The sequence below is a fragment of the Catellatospora vulcania genome (assembly GCF_009720385.1).
In the GTDB taxonomy this organism is placed as follows: domain Bacteria; phylum Actinomycetota; class Actinomycetes; order Mycobacteriales; family Micromonosporaceae; genus Catellatospora; species Catellatospora vulcania.
The window spans coordinates 1-18,234 of sequence record NZ_ML769302.1 but is presented as its reverse complement, the minus strand read 5'-3'; the positions used below and the strand labels follow the sequence as shown (position 1 = coordinate 18,234).

Sequence of the window (18,234 nt, the reverse complement as noted above, 5' to 3'; positions counted from 1 at the left end):
CTGTGCGGTCAGGCGGCCTTGGGGTCCGGGCCGTAGAGGTTCGCCTTCGGCTCGCCCGCGCCGGCCAGCAGGGCGAGCAGCCAGAACCCGCCGATGAGCGGCACAGCGCCGATGAAGTACCAGCCGCCCGAGCGGCCGGTGTCGTGCAGCCGCCGCCAGCTCACCGCGAGCGTCGGGATGATGGTGCCGAAGAAGTAGGCGAGGTACAGGTAGTAGAACGCATCGACCTCGGTGGTCAGGTACAGGGCGAAGAGCGCGGTGACGATGACGAACTGGATGAGCGTGAACATCCAGAACTCCTTGCGACGGGCGCGCCCGCCGAAAGTCGCGTATTTCTTCAGCACATCAAGGTATGAGCCCACTTGCGGTTTCCTCCCGTGAAGGTCAAGTTCGCTGAACCTAGGCAGTTGAAGATCATCCGTCAACGGGCCGAAGGTGGGCGGAGAACGAGCCGACCGGGCGCCGGGACCACCTCATGAGCGGGACCGCTCCGCCACCCGTCGGCGCAGGTCGCCCGGCCGGGTCGGCGGCCTCTGGTGAGTGTCGCCGGGCACGTCTAACCTCGTCGATGTGACGACGGAGACCATCCCCTCGCCGCCGGGCATGCCGCTGCTGGGCAACCTGCGCGAGATGAACCGGGACATGCCCGGCTTCCTGCAGCACACGGCACGCACCATGGGCCCGCTGAGCCGTGTCCGGATGGGCACCCTGTCGATGCTGCTCGTCGCCGACCCGCTGCTGGTGCACGAGATGCTGGTGAAGCGGCCGCAGGAGTTCGCCAAGTCGTGGCGCACCACCCGGCTGCTGCAGGGCCACATCGGCGACGGCCTGCTCACCCGCGAGGGCGTCGAGCACCGCCGCCAGCGCCGGCTGGTGCTGCCGAGCCTGCACACCCAGCGCATCGCGCGGTACGGCGAGATCATGGTGGACGAGTCGCGGCGGCTGGCCGGCTCCTGGGCCGACGGGCAGCGGGTCGAGGTCGTCGAGGAGATGACGCAGCTGACCCTGCGCATCGTCGGCACCTCGCTGTTCACCGTGGACGACGACGGCGACGAGGTGTTCGCGGCGGTGCACGACTTCGTCAACTCGCTCAACGCGTACCTGCTGTCGTTCGGGCTGCTGCCCGGCTGGCTGCCGACGAAGACCCACCGCTGGCGCAAGGCCAGCGTGGCCCGGATGGACCGGCTGTCGTACGAGCTGATCCGGCGTCGCCGGGAACGCGGCGGCGACGGCGGCGACCTGCTCTCCATGCTGATCAACGCCCGGGACCCGGAGGGCGGCCCCGCGCTGACCGACACCGAGATCCGCGACGAGCTGCTGACCATGTTTTTCGCCGGTCACGAGACCAGCGCGACCGCGCTGACCTGGGCGTTCTATGAACTCGGCCGGCATCCGGAGATCGCCGACAGGCTGCGCGCCGAGGTCGTCGAGGTGCTCGGCGAGCGCCCCGCCACCATGGCCGACCTGCCGAACCTGCCCTACCTCGGGCAGGTGGTGAAGGAGACGCTGCGCCGCTGGCCCCCGGGCTGGCTGTTCGACCGCACGCCGGTCGCCGACACGTCACTCGGCGGGCACACCGTCAAGGCGGGGCAGATCCTGTTCTTCAGCCCGTACGTGATCCACACCGATCCGGCGTACTGGCCCGAGCCGGAGGAGTTCCGCCCCGAGCGGTTCGCGCCCGGCGCGGACATCACGCGCGAGGCCTACCTGCCGTTCGGCGACGGCCCGCGCATCTGTGTCGGCAACCGCTTCGCCGAGGCCGAGATCGCGCTGGTGCTGGCCACCCTGGTGCCCCGGGTGACGCTGGAGCCGACCTCCGGCGCCCCGGCGCAGCTGTCCGGTCAGGCCACCATCCGGCCCAAGGGCGGGCTGCACATGACCGTCCGCGAGCGTGGCCGATAGCCTGATGGCGTGACCGTTGAACAGGCAAGACTGCTCGGCCCGGCGGAGATCCGGGAGCTGGCCGCGCGGCTCGGTGTCGCGCCGACCAAGAAGCTCGGGCAGAACTTCCTGCACGACCCCAACACCATCCGGCGCATCGTGGCCGCCGCCGAGCTCGACCCCGCCGACGTCGCCGTCGAGGTCGGGCCCGGCCTGGGCTCGCTGACCCTGGGCCTGCTCCCGTACGCGGCCCACGTGCACGCGGTGGAGATCGACCCGCCGCTGGCCGCGGCACTCGGCGCGACCGCCGCCGAGCGCGCCCCCGGGCTCGTCGACCGGCTCACCATCCACAATGGCGACGCCATGCGCGTCACCGCGGCCGAGTTCGACCCGCCGCCCACGGCGCTGGTGGCGAACCTGCCGTACAACGTCGCCGTGCCGGTGGTGCTGCACCTGCTGGCGGAGCTGCCCGGGATCAGGCACGGCCTGGTCATGGTGCAGAAGGAGGTCGCCGACCGGCTCACCGCCGCGCCCGGCAGCAAGATCTACGGCATCCCGTCGGTGAAACTCGCCTGGTATGCCTCGTCCCGCCAGGCCGGCAAGGTGCCGCCCGCGGTGTTCTGGCCGATGCCCAACGTGGACTCCGGCCTGGTGTCCTTCACTCGCCGGGAGCCGCCCCGCGACGACGTCGCGCGGGAGGCGGTGTTCGCGGTGGTCGACGCCGCGTTCGCGCAGCGCCGCAAGACGTTGCGGGCCGCGCTGGCCGGCTGGGCGGGCAGCCCCCCTGAGGCCGAGGCGCTGCTGCGCAAGGCCGGCATCGACCCGTCGGCCCGCGGCGAACAGCTCGACGTGCACGCCTTCGCCGCCCTGGCCGCCGCGAAGGGCTGACCGCCAACGTTCTTCATAGACGTTGGCCTATCTGGATGAGTTCGATCGCAGAATTGTCATCCAGATAGGCCAACGTCTACATAAGGCGGGGTCGGCAGGCCGCGTCGGATCGCCGTGGGCAGGGCACGTGGGAGCGGGGTGCTGCGGCGGCGGGTGATCGGGGTGGGGCCAGTACGCTGGTCGGCGTGACAGAGGCATGGACGCTCGGCGACGACGACGATGACCTGGCGGGAGCCTCGTCAGGGCCGGTCCGGGTGAGGGTGCCCGCGAAGATCAACCTGCACCTCGGGGTCGGCCCGCTGCGGTCCGACGGCTACCACGAGCTGCACACCGTGTATCACGCCATCTCCGTCTACGACGAGGTCACCGCGCGGTCCGGGGACACGCTGAGCCTGACCATGCAGGGCGAGGGCGTCGGTGAGCTGGAGCTCGACGACAGCAACCTGATCATCCGCGCCGCGCACGCGCTGGCCGCGACCGCCAAGGTGCCCGCCCACGCCCGGCTGCACCTGCGCAAGACGATCCCGCTCGCGGGCGGCCTGGCCGGCGGTTCCGCCGACGCCGCCGCGACCCTGGTCGCGCTGGACGCCCTGTGGGGCACCGGCCTGGGCCGTGACGAGCTGGCCCGGATCGCCGCGACGCTCGGCTCCGACGTGCCCTTCCTGCTGTACGGCGGCACCGCGCTGGGCACCGGCCACGGCGAGGCGGTCAGCCCGGTGCTGGCCCGCGCCAACCGGTGGCACTGGGTGGTGGCGTTCGCCGACGGCGGCCTGTCCACCCCGCAGGTGTACGGCGAGCTGGACCGCATGCGTGCCGCGGGCACCGCACCCGCCCCGCTGAACAGCAGCGACGACCTGCTCAGCGCGCTGCGCCAGCGGGACCCGGCGGTGCTCGGCGCGGTCCTCGGCAACGACCTGCAGGCGGCGGCGCTGTCGCTGCGCCCCGCGCTGGCCGACACGCTCGACGTGGGCGACAAGGCCGGCGCGCTGGCCAGCCTGGTCTCCGGCAGCGGCCCGACCTGTGTCTTCCTGGCCCGTGACGAGGCCCACGGGGCCGACCTCGCGGCAGCGCTGCGCGAGTCGGGGCTGTGCCGCGGGGTGCAGCAGGCGTACGGAGCAGTGCACGGCGCCCGGATAGGCTGACCAGCATCATGGCCAACATCATCAATCTCGACCGGGTGAGCAAGGGTTACGGCCCGACCGGCCCCCTGCTCACCGACGTCTCCCTAGGGCTGGACGACGCGGACCGGATCGGCGTGGTCGGCCTCAACGGCGCGGGCAAGTCGACCCTGCTGCGGATGCTGACCAAGGCCGAGGACCCCGATACCGGGCGCGTCACGCACCGCCGCGACCTGCGCGTGTCCGCGCTGCCACAGGCGCTGGACCTGGCCCCGGACCTGACCGTGCGCGACGTGGTGCTGGGCGACGCCTGGCTGCCCGCCGCGTTCGAGGCCGAGCACGAGTGGGCCGGTGACTCCGGCGTCCGCCACATCCTCGACGGCCTCGGCATGCCGGGCCTCGGGCTGGACCAGCCGGTCGGCACGATGTCCGGCGGCGAGCGGCGGCGCATCGCGCTGGCCGCGCTGCTGGTGCGCCCGACCGACCTGCTGATCCTCGACGAGCCCACCAACCACCTCGACATCGCGGGCGTCAACTGGCTGGCCCGCTACCTCAACGAGAGCCTGCGCGGAGCGCTGATCGTGGTCACCCACGACCGGTGGTTCCTCGACGAGGTCTGCAACCGCATCTGGGAGGTCGCCGACCTCCAGGTGCGGGCGTACGACGGCGGCTTCGCCGCGTGGATCCTGGCCCGCGCCGAGCGGGAGCGGGTCGCCGCGGTGACCGAGTCCCGCCGCCAGAACCTGCTCCGCAAGGAGATCGCCTGGCTGCGCCGCGGCCCGCCGGCCCGCACCTCGAAGCCCAAGTTCCGCATCGACGCCGCCAACGCGCTCATCGCCGACGTGCCCGAGGCCCGCGACCAGGTCACCCTGGCCAAACTGGCCACCGCCCGGCTCGGCCGCCAGGTGTACGACCTGGAGAACGTCACCCTGTACGCCGGGCCGAAGCTGATCCTGGACGACGTCACCTGGCACGTCGGCCCCGGCGACCGGATCGCGCTGCTCGGCGCGAACGGCGCGGGCAAGTCGACGCTGCTGCGCCTGCTGGCGAGGGTCACCGAGGCGACCGGTTTCCGTGCCGGCCAGACGGTGCGGCCCGCGTTCCTGTCCCAGGAGCTCGCGGAGCTGCCCGGCGAGCTGCGGCTGCTGGAGGCCGTCGAGCAGGTGGCGCGGCGGGTCAAGCTCGGCGACCGGGAGCTGTCCGCGTCGCAACTGGCCGAGATCTTCGGCTTCACCGACCGCCGGGTGTGGACCCCGGTGTCCGACCTGTCCGGTGGCGAGCGCCGGCGGCTGCAGCTGCTGCGCCTGCTGGCCGGTGAGCCGAACGTGCTGATCCTCGACGAGCCGACCAACGACCTGGACACCGACACCCTGGCCTCGCTGGAGGACCTGCTCGACACCTGGCCCGGCACGATGGTCGTCGCCAGCCACGACCGCTACCTGGTCGAACGCGTCTGCGACAAGGTGTACGGCCTGCTCGGCGACGGCAAGATCCGGCACCTGCCCGGCGGCGTCGACGAGTACCTGCAGCGCGTCGACCACGATGCGGCCCGGGTCGCGGCCTCGTCGGCGACGGTCAAGGAGCTGAAGGCCGAACGCACCGGCGGGCCGAGCGCGGCCGAGGTACGCGCGGCGAAGAAAGAGGTGTCGCGGGTCGAGCGGCAGATCGACAAGCTCGACCAGCGGGTCGCGAAGGTGCACGCGCAGATGGCCGAGCACGCCACCGACTTCGCGAAGATCGCCGAACTGGACGCGAGCCTCAAGGCGCTGCAGGACGAGCGCGGGCTGCTCGAAGACGAGTGGCTCAACCTCGCGGAGCTGATCTCCGAGTAGCGCCCGCACTGGCGGAAAGCGGGTCAGGGGAGGCCTGATAACCTCACGCTTCCCCTGACCCCTCGTCCCCGCCGGAGCTGCGACATGGCTTCCCACATGCCCGTCAACCACTCCCTTCGCCCGCTCTACCGCGGGCTGGCCCTGCTCGCCGGGCTGTTCGTGCTGGCGTTCGGTGTGCTCGGCTACCTCGACAGCCAGGGCGAGCCGTTGCTCAACCAGGGCGAGGCCAGCGCGCTCGGGCTGAAGACCAACCCCGCCTTCTCGTACGCGAGCATCGCCGCCGGGGCCGTCGTGCTGCTGGCCACGCTGGTGGGCCGCAACCTGGACCGCTTCGTCGACATGTGGGTCGGCGCCGGCTTCATGCTCGTGGGCACCGCGATGCTGGCGCTGATGCACACCGACTCGAATGTGCTCAACTTCACCATGGCGACCTGCATCGTCTCGTACCTCATCGGGTCGGTCCTGTTCACCGCCGGCATGTACGTCAAGGTCGGCCCGGCCGCCAAGGCCGCCGCGGAAGAGAAGCACCGCGTCGGCGTGGCCTGATTTGCCGTGAAACGGTCCCGCCGGGACACTCCCGGCGGGACACTGAGGTCATGCATCTTCCGGTCAATCACCGACTAAGGCCCCAGTGGCGCTTCCTGGCGGGACTGTCGGGTGCGTACCTGCTGGTGTTCGGCATCGTCGGCGCCATCCGCACCGCCGGTGAACCGTTCTTCAGCCGCGCCGACATCGAGGCACTCGGGCTGAAGACCAACCCCGCGTTCGCGTGGCTGTCCGTCATCGTCGGCGCGATCGTGCTCGGCGGCGCCATCATCGGCCGCAACATCGACCACTTCATCAACATCTTCGGCGGCGCGGTCTTCATGCTCGCCGGCCTCATCATGTTGACGGTCATGCAGACCCCGGCGAACAAGCTCAACTTCGAGATCTCCACCTGCGTGGTCTCGTTCATCCTCGGCACGATCATGCTGATCGCCGGGATGTACGGCAAGGTCGGCACACCGGCCGAGTCCATCGCCGAAGAGGTGCTGCGCCACAGCACCCGCCCCGGCGACAAGTTCGCCGTCAAGCCGCACGCCAACAAGTAGCGGCTACTTGACGCCCTTGCGGGTCAGCAGGGCGGGCTTGGGCTCCAATTGGGCCAGACCGTTCCAGCACAGGTTGACCAGGTGCGCGGCCACCGTCTCCTTGCGCGGCTTGCGCACCTCCAGCCACCAGCGGCCGGTCAGCGCCACCATGCCCACCAGCGCCTGCGAGTACAGCTCGGCCAGCTTCGGGTCGTACCCCCGCGTCTTGAACTCGGCCCCGAGGATGTGCTCGACCTGGTGCGCGACGTCGTTGAGGACCGAGGAGAAGTTGCCCGACGAGGACATCACCGGCGACTCGCGCACCAGCACGCGGAAGCCGTTGGTCTCCTCCTCGATGTAGTCCAGCAGCGCCAGCGCCGCCTGCTCCAGCAGTTCGCGTGGATGCCCCGCGGTCAGGGCGGAGGTGACCCGGTTCAGCAGCGAGGTGACCTCGCGGTCCACCACGACGGCATACAGGCCTTCCTTACCGCCGAAGTGCTCGTACACCACGGGCTTGGAAACCTTGGCACGGGAGGCGATCTCCTCGATCGAGGTCGCGTCGAAACCGCGCTCGGCGAAAAGCTGCCGCCCCACGGCGATCAGCTGCTCACGGCGCTGAGAGAAGCTCATGCGTACCCGTGAGCCGGTCTTCGGCGGTGCAGGCTGCCGTCCGGCCGGCCGGGCGTCACGGGAGTCGTCTGCCACGCCCCCATCCTGCCAGGAGGATGAGGGCGGCGATGGTGTGCCCGTCGTGTCGACGGTCACCGGGCCAGCTTGGGCTCGGCGTCGCGGTCGATCATCTTGGCCTTGAGCCGGTCGGCCTTGGGCCACTTGACGTTCGTCGCCCAGCCGAACTTCTCGAAGAACCAGATCACGCGGGCCGAGATGTCGATCTGGCCGCGCAGCACGCCGTGCCGGGCGCTGGTCGGGTCCGAGTGGTGCAGGTTGTGCCAGCTCTCGCCGAACGACAGGATCGCCAGTGGCCAGAAGTTGGAGGCCTTGTCGCCCTCGCGCATCTCGAACGGGCGCTCGCCGTACACGTGGCAGACCGAGTTGATCGCCCAGGTGACGTGGTGCAGCAGGCCGATGCGGACCAGGCCGGCCCAGAAGAACGCGGTCAGCGCGCCCTGCCACGACCAGGTCACCAGACCGCCGACGACGGCCGGCGCGAACGCGGTGGTCAGCGACAGCAGGCCGAACAGCTTGTCGACCTTGGCGATGTCCTTGTCGGCCAGCAGGTCCGGTGCGAAGCGGACCCGGTTGGACAGCTCGCGGGCGAACAGCCAGCCCACGTGGGCGTGGAACATGCCCTTGGTCAGGCCCTTGAAGGAGTTGCCGAAACGCCACGGCGAGTGCGGGTCGTCCTCAAGGTCGGAGTACTGGTGGTGACGGCGGTGGTCGGCGACCCACTGGGTCGGCGAGCCCTGCACGGCCATCGCGCCGGAGACCGCCAGCGTCACGCGCAGCCAGCGCGTGGCCTTGAACGAGCTGTGCGTCAGGTAGCGGTGGTAGCCGACGGTGATGCCCAGCCCCGTCACCACGTACATCACCGCGAAGATGACCACGTCGGTGACGTTCAGCCAGCCGCCCCAGGCGACCGGGACCACAGCGAACAGCGCCAGGAACGGCAGGACCACGAAGGCCCAGAGCCCGATCAAGGTGCCCTTGGACTGGGCCCCCTCGGTCAGTGGCTTCTGTCCGCGTGCAGTCGCCGCGGTGCCGGTAGGCGTGTCGATGGCTGTCGTGGTCATGGCACCTCGCTGGAGCTGGGTGGAAGGCATGGTTTGTACTACCTACGACACCGTAACCTACGGGACCGTAGTTTGACAGAGCCGCCTGTTGAGAAATTCCTCCGGGAGCGTCGTACGCCTGTCCTAAAATCACCGCATGGCCAAGGCGGAACTGCGCGCGCAGGCGGTAGCGCTGCGCGAGGCCGGTTCGACCGTCCCGGAGATCGCGGCGCGGCTGGGCGTGGCACGGTCGACGGCGTTCACCTGGGTGCGTCACGTGCCTCTGCCCGACACGGACGAACGCGTCGCACGACGGCGCGAGCACTCGAAACGCATGACGGACGCGCAATGGTCAGCGCACCGCCGGCAGCGCGACGAGCGCCACCTCGAGGTAGTCGACACCACGGCTGTGCAGGTCGGGCGGCTCACCGAGCGCGAGTTGCTACTGGTGGGCGCAGTGCTCTACTGGAGCGAAGGTGCCAAGCACAAACCATGGCGGCCGACGGACTGGCAGGTCACCTTCACCAACAGCGACCTGGTACTGGTGGAGCTGTTCCTGAGGTTCGTCGAGTCGACCGGCCGATCCCGGCATGATCTCCGGTACCGGCTGAGCATTCACGAGTCGGCGGAGGTGGCGGTCGTTCAGGCGTGGTGGGCGCAGCAGTTGCACCTGACCGAAAGCGCCGTCGGCTCCGTGACGCTGAAGCGGCATACGCCGTCGACCGGCCGCCACAACCAGGGCGTCGAGTACCGAGGCTGCCTCGTGGTCACCGTTCCACGAGGCCGTGAGCTCTACTGGCTCATCGAAGGTGTGATGAACGGGCTGGCCAGAAGTGGGCGACCGGCAGCGGCGGGGTAGGCGCTAAGCTGTCAGGCGACCCGATCGGCTGTGGTGTAATTGGCAACACTCGCGCCTTTGGAGCGCGCTTTCCAGGTTCGAGCCCTGGCAGCCGAGCTTTAGTTATGTGTTCGGATCGACGTTAGGCAGCTCGTGACTCGTACGGTGATCGTCCTCGCGGCGGGCGAGGGTAAGCGGATGAAGTCGGATCTGCCGAAGATGCTGCATCCACTGCTCGGCCGCTCCCTGGTGGGCCACGTGCTCGCCGCCGCCGCCCCGCTCGGCGCGCAGCGCACCCTGGCCGTCGTCGGCAACCGGGCCGACCAGGTCACCGAGCACCTCGCCGGGATCGCGCCCGACGTGGCGACCGCACTCCAGGCGCAGCAGAACGGCACCGGCCACGCGGTGCGTATCGCGATCGAGGCGCTCGGCGAGCTGGACGGCACCGTGGTCGTGCTCAACGGCGACGTGCCGCTGCTGCGCGCGCAGACGCTGCAGGACCTCGTCGAGGCGCACGAGTCGGCGGGGGCTGCGGCGACCGTGCTGGGCGCGTCCGTGCCGGACCCGGCCGGTCTGGGCCGGCTGGTCCGCGACGCCGACGGCGGGCTGGTCCGCATCGTCGAGGAGCGCGACGCGACGCCGGAGCAGCGGGCGATCCGCGAGATCAACGCGGGCATCTACGCCTTCGACGCGGCCGCGCTGCGGACCGCGCTGGCGAAGCTGACCACCGACAACGACCAGGGCGAGGAGTACCTCACCGACGTCTTCGAGCTGTTCGTGACGCAGGGCTCGCCGGTGCGCGTGCACCTGGCGGCCGACGCGACCGAGACGCTGGGCTGCAACGACCGGGCCGAGCTGGCGACGCTGCGGGCGCTGCTGCGTGACCGGATCAACCTCGGTCTGATGCGCGACGGCGTGACTATCGTCGACCCGGCCACGACCTGGGTCGACGCCACGGTGACCGTGGAGCGCGACGCGCTGCTGGAGCCGAACGTGCAGCTGCGCGGGACGACCAGCGTGGGCACGGGCGCCGTGGTGGGCCCGGACGTGACGCTGATCGACACCATCGTGGGCGAGCAGGCCCAGGTGGTACGGGCACACGCGGTGCAGGCCGAGATCGGCCCGAACGTGTCCGTGGGCCCGTACGCGTACCTGCGTCCGGGGGCGCGGATCGGCCGCAAGGGCAAGGTCGGCACGTTCGTCGAGATCAAGAACGCGTCGCTGGGCGAGGGCACCAAGGTTCCGCACCTGACGTACGTCGGTGACGCGACGATCGGCGAGCAGACCAACATCGGCGCGGGCAACCTGTTCGCGAACTACAGCGGCAGCACGAAGAGCCACACCGTGATCGGCTCGCACGTGAAGACGAGCTGCGACACCACGTTCGTGGCGCCCGTTCGGATCGGCGACGGGGCGTACACGGCGGCCGGCTCGGTGATCGACAAGGATGTGCCGCCGGGCGCGCTGGCGGTGGCGCGGGCGCACCAGCGCAACATCGAGGGCTGGGTGCGCCGGTCCCGTCCGGGCAGCGCGGCGGCCGAGGCGGCCGAGGCGGCCGAGCAGACGGCCGCTGAAGAGGGCTGATCCCGCGAGACATGGGAAAAGGCGCGACCCCTGCGGGGGTTGCGCCTTTTTCGTGGGCCGGTTCAGCGGCGGCCGGGCTGCTCGTCCTCGTCTTCGAGCCAGCCGCGCTTGGCGGCCTCCGCCCCGAGGGAGAACTGGTTCTTGGCGCCGGTGGCCTGCTTGAGGTTGGCGATGTGGTCGTGCACTGCGCGCTCGCTGAGGAAGACCAGCTTGGTGATCGTCTGCACGGTGAAACCTGCGGCGAGCAGCAGGAGGATCCGGCGCTGAACGAGCGTCGGTTCTCCGGACCGGTCCCGGGCCATCGAGTGCAGCCTTTCTGTACGGACACTTGTGCTTTACGAAGGTAGCGCCCGGCGTCGGGGCCGGGCAAGGCACCCTGGTGTCACCTGCGTGAACTCGGGGGCAAGCGATCTGTCCGTGATCTGTCGCACCCAGGAACGGCCTTGCTGGCTGGTTGGCGAACCGCCGGGAGAGGATGAACCGAAAAGGTGATACTGACCGCAGACCATCGTGAAGGGGCGGCAAGCCGATGGGCAGCATCGTCACTGAGAACCGCAAGAACCTGATGCTCTTCTCGGGCCGGGCCTACCCCGAGCTCGCGAAGGAGATCGGCGAGGTGCTGGGCGTGGGGGTGACCCCGACGACGGCGTACGACTTCGCCAGCGGTGAGACGTTTGTCCGTTACAAGGAGTCCGTCCGCGGTTCGGACGCCTTCATCGTCCAGTCCATGACCCAGCCGGTGAACAACTGGATCATGGAAACCCTGCTGATGATCGACGCGGCGAAGCGCGGCTCGGCCAAGCGCATCACCGTGGTGCTGCCGTTCTACCCGTACGCCCGCCAGGACAAGAAGCACCGCGGCCGCGAGCCGATCTCCGCCCGCCTCATCGCGGACCTGCTCAAGACCGCCGGCGCGAACCGCATCCTCACCGTCGACCTGCACACCGCCCAGATCCAGGGCTTCTTCGACGGCCCGGTGGACCACCTGTTCGCGATGGACATCCTGGCCGACTACGTACAGGCCAACTACGGCCACCGCGAGCTGACCGTGGTGTCGCCGGACTCGGGCCGGGTGCGCGTCGGTGAGCGCTGGACCGACCGGCTCGGCGGCTGCCCGCTGGCGTTCATCCACAAGACCCGCGACCCGCTCAAGCCCAACCAGGTCGTCGCGAACCGGGTCATCGGCGAGGTCGCCGGGCGCACCTGCATCCTGGTCGACGACATGATCGATACCGCGGGCACGATCTGCAAGGCCGCGGACATCCTGTTCGACAACGGCGCGGCCGACGTCATCGTGACCACCACGCACGCCGTGCACTCCGACCCCGCCACCGAGCGCCTGAAGAACAGCCGCATCAGCGAGGTCATCGTGACCAACACGCTCCCGCTGGGCTCGGACAAGCAGTTCGACAAGCTGACCGTGCTCTCCATCGCCCCGCTGCTGGCCCGCGCGATCCGCGAGGTCTTCGACGACGGCTCCGTCACCACCCTCTTCGGCGGCCTCAGCTGACGAGCCCGCTTCGACCGGTCCTGCCGCACGCGCCGGGTCCGAGCTCCCGTTTTTGATAGACGTTGGCCTATCACATCGAATTCGATCGCGTATTTTTCGATGTGATAGGCCAGCGTCTATGCGGGACGGCGTGTGTCGGGCGGCGGTGAGGCGGTTCCCCGGATGGCGGGGCAGGTGGGTGTGGTGCTCGCCCGATAAACCCGGAGCAGGGGTGACATGGGCCGCCCCGGCGGGGATCACCGAAAGTGATCGGGTACAGTAATCGGGTTGCCACGGCGAGGGTGCCCTGCGGGTCGAAAAGCCTGTTGATGGCGCCGTGATCGACGCGGTGCTCCGGGTCATGGTTACCCCGCGCGCCCTCGTTCGCTCGGCCTGACAGAGACCCGTTGAGCAGGAGAAGAATCGTGTCTGAAGTAAAGATCAGCGCCGAGCCGCGTACCGAGTTCGGTAAGGGTGGCGCCCGTCGCACCCGTCGTCTGGGCCTCGTGCCCGCCGTCATCTACGGCCACGGTGAGGCCCCGCGCCACATCGCCGTGCCCGCTCGTGAGTTCGCCGCGGCCATCCGCCACGGCGGCATCAACACCGTCTTCGAGCTCGTCGGTCCCGACGGCACCAAGACCCTGGCCCTGCCGAAGGCCATCCAGCGCGACCCGCTGAAGGACACCTTCGAGCACATCGACATGATCATCGTCAAGCGCGGCGAGCAGGTCACCGTCGACGTGCCGGTGCACCTGGTCGGCGAGGCCGCCAAGGGCACGCTGGTCATGCACGAGCACGACAAGATCTCGATCATCGCCGAGGCGCTGCACCTGCCCGAGTTCGTCGAGGTCTCCATCGAGGGCCTCGAGGCCGGCACGCACATCACCGCCGGTGACATCACGCTGCCGAAGGGCTCGCAGCTGGCCGTCGACGCCGACACCATGGTCGCCATCGTGACGCAGGCCCCGACCGCCGAGCAGCTCGAGGGCGAGACCGCCGAGGCGCCGGAGTCGGCCGAGGCCGAGGCCGCCGAGGCTGCCGAGACCGTGGCCGCCGAGGCCTGATCGCTTTAGCGTCCGACCGTGGCGTCCTTCATGCTGTGAGAGCGTGAAGGACGCCACGAGCGTATTCAGGGGAGTGTTGATGGAGCAGGCCGCACCGTGGCTGATCGTGGGCCTGGGCAATCCGGGGCCGCAGTACGCCGGCAACCGGCACAACGTCGGGTTCTTCATCGCCGACCTGCTGGCCGAGCGCACCGGCGTGAAGTTCGGCCGGCACCGCAAGGCCGTCGCCGAGGTCGCCGAGTCCCGGCTCGGGTTCGGCGTGGACGCCCCTCGGCTGGTGCTGGTGAAGCCGCTGACCTACATGAACCTGTCCGGCGGTCCCGCCGCGGCGCTGAGCCAGTTCTACAAGGTGCCGCCGGAGCAGATCATCGCCGTGCACGACGAGCTGGACATCCCGTACGGGCAGCTGCGGTTGAAGGTCGGCGGCGGCGAGGGCGGCCACAACGGGCTGCGCTCGATGACCAAGTCGCTGGCCACCAAGGAGTACGTGCGGGTGCGCTTCGGCGTGGGCCGCCCGCCCGGCCGGCAGGACCCGGCGGACTTCGTGCTGTCCGACTTCTCCTCGGTGGAGCGCAAGGAGCTGGACTTCCTGGTGGACCGGGCCGCGGACGCGGTCGAGGCGATCGTCAAGGGCGGCCTGGCCGCGGCCCAGCAGACGTACCACACCGCCTGATCCCGGACAGTCTCCCGCCGTCACATTTGCCCCTTTCTCGCGTTGTAACCGTCAGGCGCATCTGCCACAGACCGGTTTCCGCAGGTCTGCGCGGGTGCCGCCGGGTCGGTGACGGGGGGCATTCATGGAGCAGCGCCGAGACGACGATCGGCGCGGCCCGCGGCCCTACCCGCAACGCCATCGGCACATCGACGCCTCCGGGGCGCTGTCCTACACCGCCACGCCGACCCCTGCCGGTCCGGCGCCGTTCAGCCCCGCGCCGGTGGGCCTGGTCGCGGTACGCCCGCAGACGCCCCAGCACCGCCCCGCCGCGAGCCGGCGCCCGCTGCACCGGGGCAGCACCCACATCGGCCTGCCCATGCGGGTGCTCGACCGCCGCAAGGGCTGGGAGCAGCGGTACCTGCGTTCGCTGCTCGGCTCGGACCTGCTCGTCGGCGCGGCCGCGGGCGTGCTCGTCTACATGCTGCGCTTCGGCACCGAGATCACCCCGTACACCAGCACCTACGTCCTGCTGTCCCTGGCGCTGCCGTTCGCGCTCGTCACGTCGCTGGCGCTGACCAGGGCCTACGACAAGCGTTACCTGTACGTCGGCACGCAGGAGTACGACCGGGTCATGCGCGGCGGGCTGTGGCTGATCGCGACCGCGGCCGTCGGCTCGTACGCCCTGGAACTGCCCACGGCCCGCTCGTACGTGCTCATCGCGCTGCCCGCCGCGACGGGGACGCTGGTGCTGACCAGATTCGTGATCCGCAAGTCGCTGCACCGGCGGCGCGAGCGCGGCGAGTGCCTGCGCCGGACCATCGTGGTCGGGCATGAGCTGGCCATCATCGGCCTGCACCGGCAGCTGTGCCGCGAGCGCTTCCACGGCCTGGAGGTAGTCGGGGCGTGCGTGCCCCGGGGCAGCGACGGCCGGGTCGGCCTGCCGGTGTACGGCACCTTCGACGACGTCGCGGCGGCCGTGCGGGCCGCGGGCGCGGACACCGTGATCGTGCTCAGCTGCCCCGAGCTGGACGGGCACGCGCTGCGCCGGATGGCCTGGCAGCTGGAGCGCGACGAGATCGACCTGATCGTGGCCAGCGCCCTGATCGACGTGGCCGGCGGCCGCACCACCATCCGTCCGGTGGACGGGCTGCCGATGTTGCACGTGGAACATCCGCGGCTGTCCGGCGGCAGCCGGGTGATGAAGGAGCTGATGGACCGGGCCGGGGCGGCGCTGCTGCTGGTCATGTCCGCGCCACTGCTGCTGGTGATCGCGATGGCGCTGCGCATCGACTCCTCCGGACCGGCCCTGTTCCGGCAGGTGAGAGTCGGCAGGGACGGGCGCGAGTTCGTCATCTTCAAGTTCCGTACCATGTACACCGACGCCGAAGCGCGGCTGGCCGAGCTGAAGCATCTCAACGAGCACGACGGAGTGCTGTTCAAGATCCGGGATGACCCGCGGGTGACCGCGATGGGCAAATGGATGCGCCGCTACTCACTCGACGAGCTGCCGCAGTTGCTGAACGTGCTGCTGGGACAGATGTCACTGGTGGGGCCGCGGCCGCCGCTGCCCTGCGAGGTCGCGGCGTACGCCGACGACGTACGCCGCAGACTGGCGGTGAAACCCGGAATGACAGGACTCTGGCAGGTCTCCGGGCGATCCGACCTGCCGTGGGAGGAGGCGGTCCGGTTGGACCTCCGCTATGTCGAGAACTGGTCAATGTCCATGGACCTGCTCATTCTCCTGCGTACGCTGACCGCCGTTGCCCGTAGCTCTGGAGCGTACTGATGCCCCCGGTGGAAGACGGCGCCTTCGCCGTATGGCTGGCCCGACAGGCCGGCGACCTGCTGCTCGCCCTGCGTGACGAACTCGGCTTCGACGACCCCGCAGGACTGCGGGCCGCCGGGGACAAGCGCTCACACGACCTGCTCATGACCGAGCTGTCCCGCTGGCGGCCCGCCGACGCGGTGCTGAGCGAGGAGGGTGTGGACGACCCGGCCCGGCTCAGCGCCAACCGGCTGTGGATCATCGACCCGCTCGACGGCACCCGCGAGTTCGGCGAGGAAGGCCGCGCCGACTGGGCCGTGCACGTCGCCCTGTGGCGGCGCACCGGTGAGACCACCGGCGTGCTCGCGGCCGGGGCCGTCGGACTGCCCGCGCAGCAGCGCGTGCTCGGCAGCGAGCCGGCCGCGCCGTACCCGCCGCTGTCCCCGCAGGTCGCCGCGGGCGGCCCGATCCGCATCGCCACTAGCCGCACCCGCCCGCCGTACTTCCTGGCCGCGGTCGCCGAGCAGGTCGGCGCGCAGCTCGTGCCGATGGGCTCGGCCGGCGTGAAGATCGCCGCCGTGGTCACCGGTGAGGTCGACGCCTACATCCACGGCGGTGGCCAGTACGAGTGGGACTCGGCGGCCCCGGTCGCCGTCGCCGCTGCGGCGGGCCTGCACACCTCCCGCATCGACGGCTCCCCGCTGATCTACAACCAGTCGGACGCGAGCCTGCCCGATCTGATCGTCTGCCGCCGCGATCTGGCCGCTGACCTGCTGTCGGCCGTGTCACAGCATTCTTGATCGGCAAGCGCGACCGCGTGTACGGTAGATTCCCGAGTAATTCACTAGGAAAGGTCTGGATATGATCCAGCCTGCGTCTGAGCAGCCGGCTGCGTACCGGGTCTCCCACCTCGACGCTCTCGAAGCCGAGAGCGTCTTCGTGATGCGGGAGGTGGTGGCGGAGTTCGAGCGTCCGGTGCTGCTGTTCTCGGGTGGCAAGGATTCGATCGTGATGCTGCGCCTGGCGCAGAAGGCGTTCGCCCCGGGCCGGATCCCTTTCCCGGTGATGCACATCGACACGGGCCACAACTTCCCCGAGGTGCTCGAATATCGCGACCGCCGGGTGCAGGAACTCGGCCTGCAGCTGATCGTCGCGTCGGTTCCCGAGGCTCTCGCGCGCGGGCTGGTCACGGAGCCCGCAGGTGGGTCCCGTAACCGGATCCAGACGCCGGTGCTGCTGGACGCGGTGGACAAGTACCGGTTCGACGCGCTGTTCGGTGGTGCGCGCCGGGATGAGGAGAAGGCGCGGGCCAAGGAGCGGGTGTTCTCGTTCCGGGACGAGTTCGGGCAGTGGGATCCGAAGAACCAGCGGCCGGAGCTGTGGTCGCTTTACAACGGTCGTCATCACCCGGGCGAGAGCATTCGGGTGTTCCCGTTGTCGAACTGGACCGAGCTGGACATCTGGCACTACATCGCGCGGGAGGAGATCCCGCTGCCGTCGATCTACTACGCGCACGAGCGTGAAGTGGTCAGCCGGGACGGGATGCTGTTCGCGGTCAACGAGTTCATCACGGCCAAGCCCGGCGAGAACGTGTTCAAGGCCCGGGTGCGCTACCGCACCGTCGGCGACGCGACGCTGACCGCTGCGGTGGCCTCGGAGGCCGACACGGTGGAGAAGGTGATCGCGGAGGTCGCCGCGACCCGGGTGACCGAGCGTGGCGCGACCCGTGGTGATGACAAGGTCAGTGAAGCGGCGATGGAAGACCGCAAGCGTGAGGGGTACTTCTGATGACCGCTGTTGCTGAGCCCGTGGCCGAGGCCCGTTCGGAGGCCAGGGTCGACCTGCTGCGCTTCGCGACGGCCGGGTCGGTCGACGACGGCAAGAGCACGCTGATCGGCCGGCTGCTGTACGACACCAAGTCGCTGTTCGAGGACCAGCTCGAAGCCGTCGAGGCCGTCAGCGCTGCCCGTGGCGACGAGTACACCAACCTCGCGCTGCTGACCGACGGTCTGCGGGCCGAGCGGGAGCAGGGCATCACCATCGACGTCGCGTACCGGTACTTCGCGACGCCGCGGCGCAAGTTCATCATCGCCGACACCCCCGGCCACATCCAGTACACGCGCAACATGGTCACCGGCGCCTCCACCGCCGACCTGGCCCTCGTCCTGGTCGACGCGCGCAAGGGGATCGTCGAGCAGTCACGCCGGCACGCGTTCCTGTGCTCGCTGCTGCGCGTGCCGCACCTGGTCCTGTGCGTCAACAAGATGGACCTCGTCGACTTCGACCAGGCCGTCTACGACCGCATCGTCGACGAATTCAC

19 protein-coding genes and 1 tRNA gene are annotated in these 18,234 nt (G+C 69.9%); 16 read left to right on the top strand and 4 right to left on the bottom strand.

The window, feature by feature from the left end:
- Positions 1-8 precede the first annotated feature (8 nt).
- Positions 9-344 carry a DUF805 domain-containing protein gene (locus F6W97_RS04330; RefSeq protein WP_269059670.1) on the bottom strand — a complete coding sequence of 112 codons (336 nt, stop codon included), beginning with the start codon at positions 342-344 and terminating at the stop codon, positions 9-11.
- A gap of 226 nt (positions 345-570) precedes the next feature.
- On the opposite strand from F6W97_RS04330, the gene F6W97_RS04325 reads away from it, so the two are divergent.
- The 6 genes from F6W97_RS04325 to F6W97_RS04300 all read left to right on the top strand — a co-directional run bounded on the left by F6W97_RS04325 (position 571) and on the right by F6W97_RS04300 (position 6,810).
- Entirely contained in the window at positions 571-1,902 is a 1,332-nt protein-coding gene (locus F6W97_RS04325) for a cytochrome P450 (protein ID WP_155368855.1), read from the top strand.
- Positions 1,903-1,911: 9 nt separating this feature from the next.
- Entirely contained in the window at positions 1,912-2,769 is an 858-nt protein-coding gene (gene rsmA / locus F6W97_RS04320; RefSeq protein WP_230686410.1) for a 16S rRNA (adenine(1518)-N(6)/adenine(1519)-N(6))-dimethyltransferase RsmA, read from the top strand.
- A gap of 185 nt (positions 2,770-2,954) precedes the next feature.
- On the top strand, positions 2,955-3,911 hold the full coding sequence (locus F6W97_RS04315) for a 4-(cytidine 5'-diphospho)-2-C-methyl-D-erythritol kinase (RefSeq protein WP_155368854.1): 957 nt from the start codon (positions 2,955-2,957) through the stop codon (positions 3,909-3,911).
- An 8-nt stretch (positions 3,912-3,919) separates the two neighbouring features.
- The gene (locus F6W97_RS04310) at positions 3,920-5,719 is read left to right on the top strand and encodes an ABC-F family ATP-binding cassette domain-containing protein (protein WP_155368853.1); all 1,800 of its coding nucleotides are present in this window, start codon (positions 3,920-3,922) and stop codon (positions 5,717-5,719) included.
- A gap of 84 nt (positions 5,720-5,803) precedes the next feature.
- Positions 5,804-6,265: a DUF4383 domain-containing protein gene (locus tag F6W97_RS04305; protein ID WP_155368852.1), complete on the top strand. Its 462-nt coding sequence runs from the start codon at positions 5,804-5,806 to the stop codon at positions 6,263-6,265.
- A 50-nt stretch (positions 6,266-6,315) separates the two neighbouring features.
- On the top strand, positions 6,316-6,810 hold the full coding sequence (locus F6W97_RS04300) for a DUF4383 domain-containing protein (RefSeq protein WP_155368851.1): 495 nt from the start codon (positions 6,316-6,318) through the stop codon (positions 6,808-6,810).
- Between the two features lie 3 nt (positions 6,811-6,813).
- Here F6W97_RS04300 and F6W97_RS04295 read toward each other — a convergent pair whose 3' ends face one another.
- Positions 6,814-7,419, bottom strand: coding sequence for a TetR/AcrR family transcriptional regulator (locus F6W97_RS04295; RefSeq protein WP_230686486.1), 606 nt, complete (start codon positions 7,417-7,419; stop codon positions 6,814-6,816).
- A gap of 131 nt (positions 7,420-7,550) precedes the next feature.
- A complete protein-coding gene (locus tag F6W97_RS04290) occupies positions 7,551-8,540 on the bottom strand; it encodes an acyl-CoA desaturase (protein ID WP_155368849.1) in 990 nt (329 codons plus the stop codon).
- Positions 8,541-8,676: 136 nt separating this feature from the next.
- Between F6W97_RS04290 and F6W97_RS04285 the strand changes: the two genes are divergently transcribed.
- The 3 genes from F6W97_RS04285 to glmU all read left to right on the top strand — a co-directional run bounded on the left by F6W97_RS04285 (position 8,677) and on the right by glmU (position 10,941).
- Positions 8,677-9,378 carry a helix-turn-helix domain-containing protein gene (locus F6W97_RS04285; protein ID WP_155368848.1) on the top strand — a complete coding sequence of 234 codons (702 nt, stop codon included), beginning with the start codon at positions 8,677-8,679 and terminating at the stop codon, positions 9,376-9,378.
- Positions 9,379-9,402: 24 nt separating this feature from the next.
- A tRNA-Gln gene (locus tag F6W97_RS04280) sits at positions 9,403-9,474 on the top strand.
- 36 nt (positions 9,475-9,510) lie between these two features.
- A complete protein-coding gene (gene glmU, locus F6W97_RS04275) occupies positions 9,511-10,941 on the top strand; it encodes a bifunctional UDP-N-acetylglucosamine diphosphorylase/glucosamine-1-phosphate N-acetyltransferase GlmU (RefSeq protein WP_330164953.1) in 1,431 nt (476 codons plus the stop codon).
- Between the two features lie 62 nt (positions 10,942-11,003).
- Here the strand turns inward: glmU and F6W97_RS04270 are convergent, their stop codons facing one another.
- Positions 11,004-11,243 carry a LuxR C-terminal-related transcriptional regulator gene (locus F6W97_RS04270; protein WP_144122137.1) on the bottom strand — a complete coding sequence of 80 codons (240 nt, stop codon included), beginning with the start codon at positions 11,241-11,243 and terminating at the stop codon, positions 11,004-11,006.
- A gap of 227 nt (positions 11,244-11,470) precedes the next feature.
- Here F6W97_RS04270 and F6W97_RS04265 point away from each other — a divergent pair, with 227 nt between their 5' ends.
- The 7 genes from F6W97_RS04265 to F6W97_RS04235 all read left to right on the top strand — a co-directional run.
- The gene (locus F6W97_RS04265; protein ID WP_144122138.1) at positions 11,471-12,451 is read left to right on the top strand and encodes a ribose-phosphate diphosphokinase; all 981 of its coding nucleotides are present in this window, start codon (positions 11,471-11,473) and stop codon (positions 12,449-12,451) included.
- Positions 12,452-12,855: 404 nt separating this feature from the next.
- Complete coding sequence (locus tag F6W97_RS04260; RefSeq protein ID WP_155368847.1) at positions 12,856-13,494, top strand: 50S ribosomal protein L25/general stress protein Ctc; 639 nt, start codon at positions 12,856-12,858, stop codon at positions 13,492-13,494.
- A 76-nt stretch (positions 13,495-13,570) separates the two neighbouring features.
- Positions 13,571-14,167 (top strand): aminoacyl-tRNA hydrolase, encoded by a 597-nt coding sequence (gene pth, locus F6W97_RS04255; RefSeq protein ID WP_155369501.1) that lies wholly within the window; start codon positions 13,571-13,573, stop codon positions 14,165-14,167.
- 124 nt (positions 14,168-14,291) lie between these two features.
- Positions 14,292-15,935 carry a sugar transferase gene (locus F6W97_RS04250; protein WP_155368846.1) on the top strand — a complete coding sequence of 548 codons (1,644 nt, stop codon included), beginning with the start codon at positions 14,292-14,294 and terminating at the stop codon, positions 15,933-15,935.
- A complete protein-coding gene (locus F6W97_RS04245) occupies positions 15,935-16,714 on the top strand; it encodes a 3'(2'),5'-bisphosphate nucleotidase CysQ (RefSeq protein WP_155368845.1) in 780 nt (259 codons plus the stop codon). Before F6W97_RS04250 ends, F6W97_RS04245 begins: the two co-directional genes overlap by 1 nt.
- A gap of 61 nt (positions 16,715-16,775) precedes the next feature.
- The gene (cysD, locus tag F6W97_RS04240; RefSeq protein ID WP_155368844.1) at positions 16,776-17,702 is read left to right on the top strand and encodes a sulfate adenylyltransferase subunit CysD; all 927 of its coding nucleotides are present in this window, start codon (positions 16,776-16,778) and stop codon (positions 17,700-17,702) included.
- Positions 17,702-18,234 (top strand): GTP-binding protein (locus F6W97_RS04235; RefSeq protein ID WP_196278974.1); only part of this gene is annotated, 533 nt, incomplete at its 3' end. The genes cysD and F6W97_RS04235, both read left to right, overlap by 1 nt.

Coding starts and splice junctions, on each gene's coding strand:
- F6W97_RS04310 (WP_155368853.1), top strand. CDS start 3,920: ATGGCCAACATCATCAATCTCGACCGGGTGAGCAAGGGTTACGGCCCG.
- F6W97_RS04305 (WP_155368852.1), top strand. CDS start 5,804: ATGGCTTCCCACATGCCCGTCAACCACTCCCTTCGCCCGCTCTACCGC.
- F6W97_RS04300 (WP_155368851.1), top strand. CDS start 6,316: ATGCATCTTCCGGTCAATCACCGACTAAGGCCCCAGTGGCGCTTCCTG.
- F6W97_RS04295 (WP_230686486.1), bottom strand. CDS start 7,419: ATGAGCTTCTCTCAGCGCCGTGAGCAGCTGATCGCCGTGGGGCGGCAG.
- F6W97_RS04290 (WP_155368849.1), bottom strand. CDS start 8,540: ATGACCACGACAGCCATCGACACGCCTACCGGCACCGCGGCGACTGCA.
- F6W97_RS04285 (WP_155368848.1), top strand. CDS start 8,677: ATGGCCAAGGCGGAACTGCGCGCGCAGGCGGTAGCGCTGCGCGAGGCC.
- F6W97_RS04270 (WP_144122137.1), bottom strand. CDS start 11,243: ATGGCCCGGGACCGGTCCGGAGAACCGACGCTCGTTCAGCGCCGGATC.
- F6W97_RS04265 (WP_144122138.1), top strand. CDS start 11,471: ATGGGCAGCATCGTCACTGAGAACCGCAAGAACCTGATGCTCTTCTCG.
- F6W97_RS04250 (WP_155368846.1), top strand. CDS start 14,292: ATGGAGCAGCGCCGAGACGACGATCGGCGCGGCCCGCGGCCCTACCCG.
- F6W97_RS04245 (WP_155368845.1), top strand. CDS start 15,935: ATGCCCCCGGTGGAAGACGGCGCCTTCGCCGTATGGCTGGCCCGACAG.
- cysD (WP_155368844.1), top strand. CDS start 16,776: ATGATCCAGCCTGCGTCTGAGCAGCCGGCTGCGTACCGGGTCTCCCAC.